Here is a 12,532-nt window from a genome sequence, read left to right on the forward strand (position 1 = left end):
TCCCTTAACAGGAAACATCATGAAAAAAGTTCTATTTTTCCTTGCTGCCATGCTGATGATCCCCATGGTTCACGCCGCCCCCGAGTTCAAGGAAGGCGTCAACTACGATGTGGTCAAACAGACTGGCAGTGCCCAGCCGGAAGTGATGGAGTTCTTCTCCTACTACTGCCCGCACTGCGCTACCTTCGAACCGATCGTTGAACAGTTGAAGGCCGGGTTGCCAGAGGGTGTGCCCCTCAAGAAGAACCCGGTTGCCTTTCTCGGCCGCGAAATGGGCCCCGAGATGCAGCGTGCCTACGCTGTTGCCAGCCTGCTCAATGCCGAAGCCAAGCTGACTCCGGCCATCTTCACCAAGATCCACACCCAACGTCAGCCGCCGATGAGCCGTGACGATGTGAAGAAGATCTTCGTGGACAACGGCGTTCCGGCTGAAGAGTTCGACGGTGCCGTCGACAGCTTCGCCGTCTCCGGCATGGTCTCCCAGTTCGATCGCAACACCGAGAGCTACAACATTCGCGGTGTACCGGCCTTCCTGGTGAACGGCAAGTACATGGTGAAGATTGAATCCATCACCTCTCAAGAGCAGTTCAACAAGCTGGTGCAGTTCCTGCTGGCCAAGAAAGACTGATACCCCTTGAGTCGATTAAAAAAGCCCGCCGGTGTGAACCGGCGGGCTTTTTGTTTTCTGATTGTCGGGAAGATCAGACCCCGACGTGGAACGCCTGTTTGAGGTTGCGGATAAACTCCGCATCCCGGCAGAGGGTCTTGCCCGGGCTGTCGGAGATCTTGGCAACCGGGCCGCCATTGCACTCGATCAGCTTGAAGACGATGTTCATCGGGTTGACACCGGGCAGATCGCAGGTGAGCTTGGTGCCGATGCCGAAACTGGTGTTGATGCGGCCACGGAAGTGGCGGAACAGCTGCACCGCCTTGTCGAGGTTGAGCCCGTCGGAGAAGACCAGGGTCTTGTCGGTGGGGTCGATGCCAAGGCGCTGATAGTGGCTGATCGCCTTCTCGCCCCACACCACGGGATCGCCGGAGTCGTGGCGCAAGCCCTGATAGCTGCTGGCCAGCTCGAAGTCGAAGTCCCGCAGGAAGGCATCCATGGTGATGCAGTCGGTCAGGGCAATCCCCAGATGGTCAGTGAACTCGTCCAGCCAGCTGATGAGGGCGGCACGCTGGCTGTGCTCCAGCGGGAAGCCGAGCTGCTGGTGCGCCTGGAACCACTCATGGGCCTGGGTGCCGACCGCGGGCAGCTTGTACTTCTGGGCCAGCATGTAGTTGCTGGTGCCGCGAAACGCCGGCAGCCGCTCCTTGAGGCGACCCACTACCGCATCCTGTACCGCATGGGAGAAGCGGCGGCGGGTGCCGAAGTCGATGAGGTTGAACTCGCTCATCTCGTCGCGGCTCAGCTCCTTCTCCAGCTTGTCGATCTTCTGATCGAGCCGATCCAGCGCATGGCTGACGCCGAACTGGGGGTAGCGGAAGCGGTTGCGCATCTCGCTGATGATGGCGAGCACCGGGATCTCCCACAGGATCACATCCTGCCAGGGCCCCTCGACCCGCACATTGATGCGGCCATCCTGCTCGAACACCTTGAGCAGGGAGGCATCGAGCGGCTTGCGGCGCAGGTGGTCGAGATAGTCAGGGGTGAAGAAGGGGCGTTCGGCCAGAAAATCGAGCTCTGGCTTGGTCAGTCGCAGGGAGCCGGCGAGGCGCAGTTGCTCCTCGATCTGCCCCATCATGGGCAGCAGATCCTCTTCATTGCGGCTGTGAAACTCGGCCACCACCTCGGCATCCGGATAGCGATGGAACACCGCCTGCTGCATATGCAGCTTGTAGGCGTCGGTGTCGAGCAGGCTGGTGAGGATTGGGGGCATATCAGGCTCCTCGCAGACTGGTGAGCACGATGGAGCTCCCCTGCCGCATATGTAACGTGCAGGCGTCGGTGTCGAGCAGGCTGGTAAGAATTGGTGGCATATCAGGCGTCCAGCAGGCGTTGTACATCGATCAGGGTCTGGGCCAGTTCGGCGCCAGCTTCGATCATCTGGGTGTGGGCGCTGGCAACCGTCTCGGGGGCGATGCCACGGCAGGCATCGAGATGGACGATCACCCGGAAACCGGCGCGGCGAAGTTGCAGCACGCTGGTTTTGACACAGTAGTCGGTTGCGAGGCCGCCGACCAGCACGGTATCGACCTTGCGGGCTTGCAGGAATTCGATGAGTCCGGTGCTGCGCCGTTCGGCCAGGTCGTGGAAGCAGGTGCCGTAGGGATGCAGATCAGGCTCGACCCCCTTCCAGACGAAGAAGTCATAGTCGATGGGTGCGGGCAGGCCGTCGAGCAGCTCGAAGCCTTTGCTACCCGGTACGCAGTGCACCGGCCAGGTGAGGTCTGCGTTGGGCAGATCCAGCGGCAACAGCATGCCTGCGGGGTCAGAGACGGCCCAGTCGGCATTGGCAGGGTGAGAGTCTTTGCTGCCGATCCGCAGCGTGGCGAGGGTGGCCTGAGCGTTGAGCGCAGCCACAATATCATCACCGCCCGCGACGGGCAGTTCGTTCGGGCAGAGGGGGGTAAAGCCCTTCTGCGCATCAATATCCAGGCTGGCGACGGTTCCCATGATTGGCTCCTGCACATACTATTCGTGTGATATTATCTACCAAACATTAATGGAAGGCGAGCAGGGCGATCGGCATGCTGAGAATGAGTCTGGATATGGTGGTGCTGCGGTTGCATGAGGAGCGGCTCGAGCTGCTGCTCGAGACCCGCGATCGCCCCCCCTTTGCCCACTGCTGGCAACTGCCGGCGCTGCGCATCGACGAGACCCGGGATCGGGATCTGGATGCCGCCCAGCGCCGTCTTTTGGCGGAGTGGGGGCTCGGTCACTGCTACAGCGAGCAGGTCTGCACCCTCGGCAATCTGGAACGGGATCCCCGCGGCTGGTCCACGACCCTGGTCTATCTCTGCCTTGTGGATCCGGAAGTGGAAGCGATCCACGGCTGCTGGCATCCACTCGCCAACCTGCCGGGGCTGAGCCTCGCCTTCGACCATGTCCAGCTTATCGCCAAGGGGCTGGAGCGGCTGCGGATCAAGAGCCGCTACAGCACCCTGCCGCTGCAACTGCTGGGGCCCGAGTTCACTCTCTCCGAGGTGCAGCGCGCCTTCGAAATCATCCTGCAAACACCCATGAATACGGCGGCATTTCGCAAGCGGATCCATCGCGCCGACATTCTGGTAGATACCGGCCGCAAACGCACCGGCAAACAGCGCCCCGCCATTCTCTATCGGCTGGAGAGCCCCTGCTGCGTGATGTTCGATCAGGTGATGCATGGAGCGGAAGCATGAGTGAGACCGGCGTGCACAAGGTGCTGGTGAGTGCCTGCTTGCTGGGTCAGCCGGTGCGTTACGACGGTCAGAGCAAGGGAATCGTCAGCGACTGGCTGAGTGCGCTGGGAGCCGAAGGACGGGCGCTGGCCTTCTGCCCCGAAGTGGCGGGCGGTCTGCCGACCCCGCGCCTTCCTGCCGAGCGGCAGGGCGAGCGCGTAGTGACGGCGAGCGGACTGGATGTGACTGACGAGTTTGATCGCGGCGCCGAGCTGGCGCTGGAAATCTGTCAGACGCAGGGCATTCGCTTCGCCCTGCTGAAAGAGGGGAGCCCCTCGTGTGGCAGCGGCCGTATCTATAACGGCCGCTTCGAAGGTGTTTCTGTGGCGGGCGAGGGCAAGACCACCGCCCTGCTGCGCCGCCACGGGATTGCTGTCTTTTCCGAAGATCAGTTGGCCGAGTTGGCTTCTGCGCTCTCTTTGGATTCATTCCCGGATTTGGCGGCAACTGGCAGCGGTGACTGACCGCTCTGCCACCCCTCCAGCACCTCGTCTTTCTCCTGCCAGCGCTGGTTTAGCCACTCCTGAAAACCGCGTTTGAACTGCTTGTCGTTGAAGTAATCTCCTATCAGTTGTTCATTCACCGGCAGCTCCTCAATCCGCACCTGAATGCGTTTTACCCGTCCCATCAGGAAGTCCTTGAACGGGGTCTCGGCGTTGTCCGGATAGCGGATGGTGACGTTGATCAGGCTGTCGAACTGTTCGCCCATGGCTGCCAGCGTGAAGGCCAATCCTGCCGCCTTGGGGGGCATCAGGTGACGATAGCGGGAGCGTGATGCGTCCCGTTTCTGCTCGGTGAAGCGGGTCCCTTCCACGAAGTTGATGACGGTAGTGGGGATGTGGCGAAACTTCTCGCAGGCGTTGCGGGTGGTTTCTATATCTTTGCCGCGCAGATGGGGATTTCTTAACAGAAATTCTCGCGAATAGCGGCGCATAAAGGGCATATCGAGCCCCCAGCAGGCGAGCCCCAGCAGCGGGATGTAGATCAGCTCGTGCTTCATAAAGAACTTGGGCACCGGCAGCCGATCCCGGAACAGGTGGCCGAGCACCACTATGTCGGTCCAGCTCATATGGTTGCTGATGATGAGATACCAGCCATCCTTGCGCAGCTTGGTATTGTCCTCCACCTGCCAGTCAATACGGGTGGTGAGGCGGATTACCAGCGCATTGCAGGCCAGCCACAGGCGCATGAAGCGGTTGTTGAGGCGGCTGCAGGCGCGGCTAAAGGCCGGGATCGGCAGCAGCAGTTTGGCCAGCGACACCAGCAGGATCAGACTGGCGCACAAGGCGGTGAAAAGGATGGTCAGGCCCGCACTGATGATCAGCACCAGCGGGCCGGGAAGCAGGGATAGCATGAATGTTTACTGCGCCTTGGTTGCCAGCAGTTGGCTCAGGGTCTGGTCCTTTTCGTGCCAGATCCCGTTCAACCACTGTTGAAACTCTTGTTGGAACTCGGGGTCATTGAAGTAATCCCCCACCAGCTTGCGGTCGATCGGCAAATAGCGGACCTGAACCTTGATTTGCCCGACCCGGCCACACATGAAGTCCCAGTAGCTGGGAATGCCGTCCGGATAGGCGATGGTGACATCCACCAGTTGATGCAACTGGTCACCCATGGCTGCCAGGGTAAAGGCGATGCCGCCTGCTTTCGGGTGGAGCAGGTGACGATAGGGCGAACCCTGCTTCTGATGTTTGCCCTTGGTGAAGCGGGTGCCTTCGACGAAGTTCATCACACTCACCGGAATGTGGCGGAACCTGGCACAGGCTTTACGGGTTGTCTCTATATCTTTTCCCTTCAGATGGGGATGCTTTTCCAGAAATTTCCTGGAATATCGCCGCATGAAGGGGAAGTCGAGCGCCCACCATGCCAGACCGAGAAAAGGTACCCAAATCAGCTCTTTCTTGAGGAAAAACTTCAGGAAGGGGATTTTTTGGTTAAAAACCCGCTGCAGTACCAGTATGTCGACCCAGGATTGATGGTTGGCAATCACCATATACCACTCATTCCGGTGCCCTTTGTCCACTCCGACCACCTCGAAAGGGGTTTTGATGATGGTTTTCTGGATCAGATTGTTGAAACCGATCCAGCAGCTGGCACAGCCATCGAGCAGCCAGTTGCAGAGGGTGCGCCACCCCTTGAGGGGGAGCAGGAGCTTGAGCAGACCCAGCGAGAAGATGGGGACAAACCAGAAGAGGGTGTTGAAAAAATAGAGCAGGGTGGAGAGGCTGCCGCGCAGTCGCTCTGTCAGCTTGTTGGGCATGAGTCGGGTCCGTCTTGCTGTCGATAAAGGGCCATCAAGTGGTCAGATCTGTGGCCATAATATCAGCCGATTGCCCGTGAGACCATTCAGAGCCGTTACGGGGTTGGACTTACCCTTTCCCTTCTGTCAGCTGCTGCGCAATCGCGACAGCAGCCTGTCCATGGCGCGATAACCGAGCGCCTCGATAAGATGCTCCTTGCCGATGGCGGGTTGCCCGGCCAGATCGGCGATGGTGCGTGACACCCGCAGGATGCGATGCCAGGCCCGGATGCTGAGCCCCAGCTTCTGGATGGCGTTCTCCAAAAATTCGGCATCTTGTGGTGATAAGCGGCAAATATCCTCTATCTCACGGCTATCCAGCAGGTTGTTGAGCTTGCCGTTACGACTCAGCATGCGCTCTCGCGCCGCCAGTACCCGCTCGCGGATCTGCTGGCTCGACTCCCCCCGCTCCGCCTTGCCGGTGAGGCTCCCCTTGGGCAGCAGCGGCACCTCCACCGTCAGGTCGAAGCGGTCGAGAAAGGGGCCGGAGAGCTTGCCGAGGTAGCGCAGGATCTGATCCGGGCTGGAGCGGGTCTGGCCATCGCCATAATGGCCGCAGGGGCTGGGATTCATGGCGCCGACCAACTGGAAGCGGGCGGGGAAATCCACCTGACGGGCGGCCCGGCTGATGGTGATGTGGCCGGTTTCCAGCGGCTCGCGCAGGGAGTCGAGCACCTTGCGCTCGAACTCGGGCAATTCATCCAGAAACAGCACTCCGTTGTGGGCCAGCGATATTTCGCCGGGCCGCGGGTGGCTGCCACCGCCCACCAGCGCCACCGCCGAGGCGCTGTGGTGCGGCGTGCGGTATGGTCTGTGGTGCCAGTGGCCGGCGCGCGGAGTGAGGCCCCCGATGGAGTGGATGGCGGCGGTCTGCTGCGCCTCCTGCTCGCTCAGCGGCGGCAGAATGCCGGGCAGACGGCTCGCCAGCATGCTCTTGCCGGTGCCGGGCGGGCCGATGAACAGCAGGTTGTGGCTGCCGGCGGCGGCGATCTCCAGCGCCCGCTTGGCCTGAGACTGACCGATCACATCCTGCAGATCCGGTACATCGGGCAGGCTCTCCGCGTTTTGGGGATCCGGCAGCGGCAGTTCGTACTGGCCCGCCAGCCAGGCGGTGACGGCCAGCAGCTGATGGGCGGTGCGCACCTCGGCATCCTGAATGAGGGAAGCTTCCGGGCCGTTTTCCCGCGGTACCAGCAGGGTGCGCCCCGCATCCCGGCAGGCGAGCACGGCGGGCAGCACCCCGAGCACAGGGCGGATCTCTCCGGTCAGGGCCAATTCCCCTAAAAACTCGTGATCGAGCAGATATTTTGCCGGTATCTGCTTGGAAGCGGCAAGAATACCGATGGCGATGGCCAGATCGAAACGGCCCCCCTCCTTGGGCAGATCGGCGGGGGCCAGATTGACTGTGATGTGTTTGCTCGGGAACTCGAAATTGCCGTTGAGCAGGGCGCTGCGCACCCGATCCCGAGACTCTTTCACCGAGGTTTCCGGCAGGCCGACCATGTTGAAGGCGGGCAGGCCGTTGGAGAGGTGAACTTCCACTGTAACTTGCGGGGCCGCGATCCCGAGGCTGGCACGGCTATAAACCACAGCTAATGACATAAATCCCGTCCTTGAGTTGATATATGTTCTGACTAACTGCTTGTTGTTAGTTTTTTATTCCAGAGTTCCGGCTGGGGAATAGCCAAAATCAGTGGGTTGTCACAGAAAAAAGGCTTGCCCAATAAAAATCACCGTGCTAGTTCTAATAGCCATTCGCGGTAGAAACCGCCCCAATTTCACAGGATTTCCGGTTGTAACTATGAACATGGCCTCCCGTTTCGTCAGCATTATTGTGGTCCTAGTGGTGATTATTATCTCACCGCTCGGGGCTCGTTTAGCTGCACGGAACAAGGGATAGACCCACCACCGGACAGAACGAAACAAGCGACCCCCGAGCCTCACAGCTCGGGGGTTTTTTTTCGACCAAAGGACAGGATTTTCCACATGAACGGCGCGCAGTTTTTGGTACAGGCTCTCAAGAAACAGGGTGTGACCCAGGTGTTTGGTTACCCAGGCGGGGCCATCATGCCGGTCTACGATGCCCTGTATGACGGTGGTCTGGCCCATCAGCTCTGTCGCCACGAGCAGGGCGCCGCCATGGCGGCGGTGGGCTACGCCCGCGCCTCCGGTCAGGTGGGGGTCTGCATCGCCACCTCCGGCCCCGGCGCCACCAATCTGGTGACTGGTCTGGCGGAGGCGCTGCTCGACTCGGTGCCGTTGGTGGCCATCAGCGGTCAGGTGCCCTGTTCCGCCATCGGTACCGATGCGTTTCAGGAGGTCGACGTGCTCGGCATGTCCCTCTCCTGCACCAAGCACTCCTTCATAGTGACTGATGCCGCCGATCTGGGGCGGGTGCTGGCAGAAGCGTTCGCTATCGCCACCGAAGGGCGCCCCGGCCCTGTGCTGATCGATCTCCCCAAGGATGTGCAACTGGCCGCGGTGTCTGCCCAGAGCCCGCTGTTTGCAGTGGAAGAGCCGGAGGTGCTCAACCCCTCGGAGCTGACCGCAGCCCGCACCCTGCTGGCTGCCGCCGAGCGTCCGGTGCTTTACGTCGGTGGCGGAGTGGGCATGGCCAATGCCGAGCAGCAGCTGCGTGACTTTGCCGCCGCCACCGGCATGCCAGCGGTCACCACCCTCAAGGGGATTGGCGCGCTCGACCCCGATAGCCCCGTTTACCTCGGCATGCTCGGCATGCACGGCACCAAGGCGGCCAACTACGCGGTGCAGCAGTGCGATTTGCTGCTGGTGGTGGGCGCCCGTTTCGACGACAGGGTGACCGGCAAGCTGGAAGAGTTCGCCCCCGAGGCCAAGGTGATCCATCTCGATGTGGACGCCGCCGAGTTCGGCAAGCGCCGCGCTGCCGAGGTGGGTATCACCACGGATCTCAAACAGGTGCTGCCGCGCCTCGCCATGACTCTCGACATCGCCCCCTGGCGTGAACACTGCGCCGCCATGGCCCGCGAATATGCGTTTCGCTACGACCATCCGGGTCAGGCCATCTATGCCCCGGCCCTGCTCAAACAGCTCTCCGCCAGGCTGCCTGATACCAGCGTGGTGGCCTGCGATGTGGGTCAGCACCAGATGTGGGTAGCCCAGCACATGCGCTTCACCAGCCCGCGCAACCACCTCTCCAGCGCCGGCCTCGGCACCATGGGCTTTGGTCTGCCGGCCGCCATCGGCGCCAAGATGTCGCGCCCGGAGGATGAAGTGGTGCTGGTGAGCGGTGACGGCTCTTTCATGATGAATGTGCAGGAGCTTGGCACCATCCGCCGCGCCCAGCTCAAGGTGAAGATGGTGCTGCTGGATAACCAGCGCCTCGGCATGGTGCGCCAGTGGCAGGAGCTGTTCTTCGACGGCCGCTACAGCGAGACCATCCTCTCCGACAACCCCGATTTCGTCGCCCTGGCTGCTGCTTTCGGCATCCCCGGCGAGACCATCACATGCAAGGAGCAGATAGCCGGAGCCCTCGATCGCCTGCTGGCAAGCGAGAGTGCCTACCTGCTGCATGTGGCTATTTCAGAGGAAGAAAACGTCTGGCCCCTGGTTCCGCCAGGAGTCGCCAACCACCAGATGATGGAGCAACGCCCATGAACCCGCACACCCTTGCCCAGCCAGCATTTGCACAACACACCCTGCATATCCACGCCCAGCCCAGACCGGAAGTGATGGAGCGGGTGCTGCGGGTGGTGCGTCACCGCGGCTTCAATCTCTGCGCCCTCAACATGGAGCAGGATTGCCAACAGCTGCGGATCACGGTTACTGTCGAGTCGGTGCGTCCCATCCAGCAGTTGTGGAGCCAGCTGGTGAAGCTGGTGGACGTTTCCCGGGTCGATGCACTGGAACAGCAACCCCGGATCAGAGCTTAAGGAGCCAAGCCAATGTCGCAGCCTTCCCAATCCGCCACTCACCCCCAATACATCTGGTTCAACGGCAAACTGGTGCCCTGGCAGGATGCCCAGGTGCACGTGATGAGTCACGCCCTGCACTATGGCTCCTCGGTGTTCGAGGGTGTACGTGCCTACGACACCCCCAAGGGCACCTGCATTTTCCGCTTGCAGGAGCACACCCGCCGCCTGTTCGATTCCGCCAAGATCTACTGGATGGACGTCCCCTACAGCGAGTCCGAAGTGAATGAAGCCTGCCGCACCGTGGTGCGCGAGAACGGCCTGAAGAGCGGCTACCTGCGCCCGCTGGCCTTTGTCGGCAACGTGGGGCTGGGGCTGCATCCGCCGCTGGATGCCAAGGCCGACCTGATGGTGGCTGCTCTGCCATGGGGCGCCTATCTCGGCGAAGAGGGGCTGAAAAACGGGGTGGATGTGTGCGTCACCTCATGGAACCGGCTAGCACCCAACACCATTCCCACCGGCGCCAAGGCGGGCGGCAACTATTTGTCCTCCCAGCTGATCAGCCGCGAGGCCAAGCGCAACGGCTTCGCCGAGGGGCTGGCGCTGGATGTGAACGGCTACCTGAGCGAAGGGGCGGGGGAGAACCTGTTTCTGGTGAAGAATGGCGTGCTGTTCACCCCGCCTGCTACCGCCGCCATCCTGCCCGGCATTACCCGTGACACCATCATGACGCTCGCGCGTGACTTGGGTTACGAGGTACGCGAGCAGGCGCTGCCCCGCGAGGCGCTCTATGTTGCAGACGAGATCTTTATGACCGGCACCGCCGCCGAAGTGACCCCGGTGCGCTCCGTTGATCGGATGAAGGTGGGTGCTGGCAGCCGTGGCCCGGTGACCGAGCGGCTGCAGAACGCCTTCTTCGGCCTGTTCAATGGCAAGACCGAAGACAAGTGGGGCTGGCTGACCCCAGTCAACGACTGATGAGAGAGGGGAGGCGTCATGCCTCCCCGAGTCGCTTCCGGTGAGCGCTTCCCAGAGGAGTCTTCACCAGGATCGATTCCGATCCACTCGTATCATCACTGCATAACGCATCGAGCCCATATGGGCATTCAGGGAGTAGAGATATGCCGAAGTTGAGATCCGCCACCACCACCCACGGACGTAACATGGCCGGGGCCCGCGCCCTGTGGCGTGCCACCGGAATGACCGATCAGGATTTCGGCAAACCCATCATCGCCGTGGTCAACTCCTTCACCCAGTTCGTGCCGGGTCACGTCCACCTCAAGGATCTGGGCCAGCTGGTGGCGCGCGAGATTGAAGCTGCCGGCGGGGTGGCCAAGGAGTTCAACACCATCGCTGTGGATGACGGCATCGCCATGGGCCACGGCGGCATGCTCTACTCCCTGCCATCGCGCGAGCTGATCGCCGATTCGGTGGAGTACATGGTTAACGCCCACTGTGCCGACGCCATGGTCTGCATCTCCAACTGCGACAAGATCACCCCGGGGATGCTGATGGCGGCCCTGCGCATCAATATCCCGGTGATCTTCGTCTCCGGCGGCCCGATGGAAGCGGGCAAGACCAAGCTCTCCGACCAGATCATCAAGCTGGATCTGGTGGACGCCATGATCCAGGGCGCCGATCCCAAGGTATCGGACGCCCAGAGCGAACAGGTGGAGCGCAGTGCCTGCCCCACCTGCGGCTCCTGTTCCGGCATGTTTACCGCCAACTCCATGAACTGTCTGACCGAGGCGCTGGGTCTCTCCCAGCCGGGCAACGGCTCCCTGCTGGCAACCCACGCCGATCGCGAGCAGCTGTTCAAGCTGGCGGGCCAGCGCATCGTGACTTTGGCCAAGCGCTGGTATGAGCAGGACGATGCCTCGGCACTGCCGCGCAATATCGCCACCAAGGCGGCGTTCGAGAACGCCATGGCGCTGGACATCGCCATGGGCGGATCCACCAATACCGTGCTGCACCTGCTGGCGGCGGCGCAGGAGGCGGGCGTCGACTTCACCATGGCCGATATCGACCGCATGTCGCGCAAGGTGCCGCAGCTCTGCAAGGTGGCGCCCTCCACCCAGAAGTACCATATGGAAGACGTGCACCGTGCCGGTGGCGTGGTCGCCATTCTGGGCCAGCTGGAGAAAGCGGGTCTGGTGCATGGGGATACTCGCACCGTGCTGGGGTGCTCCCTCGTCGAACAGCTCAATGAATATGACGTCAGCCGCCAGCCGAGTCAGGAGGTGGTGGACTTCTACCGTGCCGGCCCTGCCGGTATCCGCACCACCAAGGCGTTCAGTCAGGATTGTCGCTGGCCAGAGCTGGATCTGGACAGAGCCGAAGGCTGCATCCGCTCGCTGGATAACGCCTACAGCCAGGAGGGCGGCCTTGCCGTGCTTTCCGGCAACCTCGCGGTCAACGGCGCCATCGTAAAGACCGCCGGGGTGGATGAGGAGAACCTCACCTTCCGTGGTCCGGCCCGGGTGTTCGAGAGTCAGGAGAGCGCGGTGAGCGGCATCCTCGACGGCACCGTGAAAGCGGGCGAGGTTGTGGTGATCCGCTACGAAGGGCCGAAAGGGGGCCCAGGCATGCAGGAGATGCTCTATCCCACCACCTATCTGAAATCCATGGGACTCGGCAAGGCGTGTGCCCTGATCACTGATGGCCGCTTCTCCGGCGGCACCTCGGGTCTCTCCATCGGCCACGTCTCGCCGGAGGCCGCTTCCGGCGGCACCATAGGTCTGGTGGAGGATGGCGACATCATCAGCATCAATATCCCGGCCCGCAGCATGGTGCTGGAGGTGGCCGACAGCGTGCTGGCTGCCCGCCGTGTCGCCGTCGAGGCTCGTGGCTGGAAGCCGCTCGATCGTCAGCGTCAGGTCTCCTTTGCCCTGCGCGCCTATGCCATGTTCGCCACCAGCGCCGATAAAGGCGCGGTGCGCGATCGCTCGATGCTGGGGGAATAAAT

General features: G+C 61.8%; 12 protein-coding genes. 7 read left to right on the forward strand and 5 right to left on the reverse strand.

Annotated elements, in window-relative coordinates; genetic code table 11:
• Positions 1 to 19: 19 nt before the first annotated feature.
• Entirely contained in the window at positions 20 to 628 is a 609-nt protein-coding gene (locus tag ACW5XC_RS14635) for a thiol:disulfide interchange protein DsbA/DsbL (RefSeq protein ID WP_005339604.1), read from the forward strand.
• A 73-nt stretch (positions 629 to 701) separates the two neighbouring features.
• On the opposite strand, the gene pncB is transcribed toward ACW5XC_RS14635, so the two are convergent.
• Together pncB and ACW5XC_RS14645 are read right to left on the reverse strand one after the other, a co-directional pair.
• Positions 702 to 1,880 carry a nicotinate phosphoribosyltransferase gene (gene pncB, locus ACW5XC_RS14640; protein WP_042055350.1) on the reverse strand — a complete coding sequence of 393 codons (1,179 nt, stop codon included), beginning with the start codon at positions 1,878 to 1,880 and terminating at the stop codon, positions 702 to 704.
• Positions 1,881 to 1,981: 101 nt separating this feature from the next.
• Positions 1,982 to 2,617, reverse strand: a complete 636-nt coding sequence (locus tag ACW5XC_RS14645) for a nicotinamidase (RefSeq protein WP_042055347.1) — start codon at positions 2,615 to 2,617, stop codon at positions 1,982 to 1,984.
• 74 nt (positions 2,618 to 2,691) lie between these two features.
• Between ACW5XC_RS14645 and ACW5XC_RS14650 the strand changes: the two genes are divergently transcribed.
• Both ACW5XC_RS14650 and ACW5XC_RS14655 read left to right on the forward strand, forming a co-directional pair.
• Positions 2,692 to 3,342 (forward strand): NUDIX hydrolase, encoded by a 651-nt coding sequence (locus ACW5XC_RS14650; protein ID WP_005339607.1) that lies wholly within the window; start codon positions 2,692 to 2,694, stop codon positions 3,340 to 3,342.
• Positions 3,339 to 3,845, forward strand: a complete 507-nt coding sequence (locus ACW5XC_RS14655; RefSeq protein ID WP_042055345.1) for a DUF523 domain-containing protein — start codon at positions 3,339 to 3,341, stop codon at positions 3,843 to 3,845. Before ACW5XC_RS14650 ends, ACW5XC_RS14655 begins: the two co-directional genes overlap by 4 nt.
• Here the strand turns inward: ACW5XC_RS14655 and ACW5XC_RS14660 are convergent.
• The 3 genes from ACW5XC_RS14660 to ACW5XC_RS14670 all read right to left on the reverse strand — a co-directional run bounded on the left by ACW5XC_RS14660 (position 3,770) and on the right by ACW5XC_RS14670 (position 7,282).
• The gene (locus ACW5XC_RS14660; protein WP_042055344.1) at positions 3,770 to 4,735 is read right to left on the reverse strand and encodes an acyltransferase; all 966 of its coding nucleotides are present in this window, start codon (positions 4,733 to 4,735) and stop codon (positions 3,770 to 3,772) included. The genes ACW5XC_RS14655 and ACW5XC_RS14660 overlap by 76 nt on opposite strands.
• 6 nt (positions 4,736 to 4,741) lie before the next feature.
• Positions 4,742 to 5,641, reverse strand: coding sequence for an acyltransferase (locus ACW5XC_RS14665; RefSeq protein WP_042055342.1), 900 nt, complete (start codon positions 5,639 to 5,641; stop codon positions 4,742 to 4,744).
• Between the two features lie 126 nt (positions 5,642 to 5,767).
• On the reverse strand, positions 5,768 to 7,282 hold the full coding sequence (locus tag ACW5XC_RS14670; RefSeq protein ID WP_042055339.1) for a YifB family Mg chelatase-like AAA ATPase: 1,515 nt from the start codon (positions 7,280 to 7,282) through the stop codon (positions 5,768 to 5,770).
• A gap of 384 nt (positions 7,283 to 7,666) precedes the next feature.
• Between ACW5XC_RS14670 and ilvG the strand changes: the two genes are divergently transcribed.
• The 4 genes from ilvG (at position 7,667) to ilvD (ending at position 12,530) form a co-directional block, all read left to right on the forward strand.
• Positions 7,667 to 9,313: an acetolactate synthase 2 catalytic subunit gene (ilvG, locus tag ACW5XC_RS14675; protein WP_042055337.1), complete on the forward strand. Its 1,647-nt coding sequence runs from the start codon at positions 7,667 to 7,669 to the stop codon at positions 9,311 to 9,313.
• Entirely contained in the window at positions 9,310 to 9,588 is a 279-nt protein-coding gene (gene ilvM, locus ACW5XC_RS14680; RefSeq protein WP_005342011.1) for an acetolactate synthase 2 small subunit, read from the forward strand. Before ilvG ends, ilvM begins: the two co-directional genes overlap by 4 nt.
• A gap of 12 nt (positions 9,589 to 9,600) precedes the next feature.
• Positions 9,601 to 10,545 carry a branched-chain amino acid transaminase gene (locus ACW5XC_RS14685; protein WP_042055335.1) on the forward strand — a complete coding sequence of 315 codons (945 nt, stop codon included), beginning with the start codon at positions 9,601 to 9,603 and terminating at the stop codon, positions 10,543 to 10,545.
• A gap of 143 nt (positions 10,546 to 10,688) precedes the next feature.
• On the forward strand, positions 10,689 to 12,530 hold the full coding sequence (gene ilvD, locus ACW5XC_RS14690) for a dihydroxy-acid dehydratase (protein ID WP_042055333.1): 1,842 nt from the start codon (positions 10,689 to 10,691) through the stop codon (positions 12,528 to 12,530).
• Positions 12,531 to 12,532: the final 2 nt, after the last annotated feature.

Source organism: Aeromonas sp. 25-AL00135 (assembly GCF_054052385.1).

Bases quoted from the DNA above. Each gene is read 5' to 3' on its own strand.
- ACW5XC_RS14635 (WP_005339604.1), top strand. From the start codon at position 20: ATGAAAAAAGTTCTATTTTTCCTTGCTGCCATGCTGATGATCCCCATG.
- pncB (WP_042055350.1), bottom strand. From the start codon at position 1,880: ATGCCCCCAATCCTCACCAGCCTGCTCGACACCGACGCCTACAAGCTG.
- ACW5XC_RS14655 (WP_042055345.1), top strand. From the start codon at position 3,339: ATGAGTGAGACCGGCGTGCACAAGGTGCTGGTGAGTGCCTGCTTGCTG.
- ACW5XC_RS14650 (WP_005339607.1), top strand. From the start codon at position 2,692: ATGCTGAGAATGAGTCTGGATATGGTGGTGCTGCGGTTGCATGAGGAG.
- ACW5XC_RS14645 (WP_042055347.1), bottom strand. From the start codon at position 2,617: ATGGGAACCGTCGCCAGCCTGGATATTGATGCGCAGAAGGGCTTTACC.
- ilvG (WP_042055337.1), top strand. From the start codon at position 7,667: ATGAACGGCGCGCAGTTTTTGGTACAGGCTCTCAAGAAACAGGGTGTG.
- ilvD (WP_042055333.1), top strand. From the start codon at position 10,689: ATGCCGAAGTTGAGATCCGCCACCACCACCCACGGACGTAACATGGCC.
- ilvM (WP_005342011.1), top strand. From the start codon at position 9,310: ATGAACCCGCACACCCTTGCCCAGCCAGCATTTGCACAACACACCCTG.
- ACW5XC_RS14665 (WP_042055342.1), bottom strand. From the start codon at position 5,641: ATGCCCAACAAGCTGACAGAGCGACTGCGCGGCAGCCTCTCCACCCTG.
- ACW5XC_RS14670 (WP_042055339.1), bottom strand. From the start codon at position 7,282: ATGTCATTAGCTGTGGTTTATAGCCGTGCCAGCCTCGGGATCGCGGCC.
- ACW5XC_RS14660 (WP_042055344.1), bottom strand. From the start codon at position 4,735: ATGCTATCCCTGCTTCCCGGCCCGCTGGTGCTGATCATCAGTGCGGGC.
- ACW5XC_RS14685 (WP_042055335.1), top strand. From the start codon at position 9,601: ATGTCGCAGCCTTCCCAATCCGCCACTCACCCCCAATACATCTGGTTC.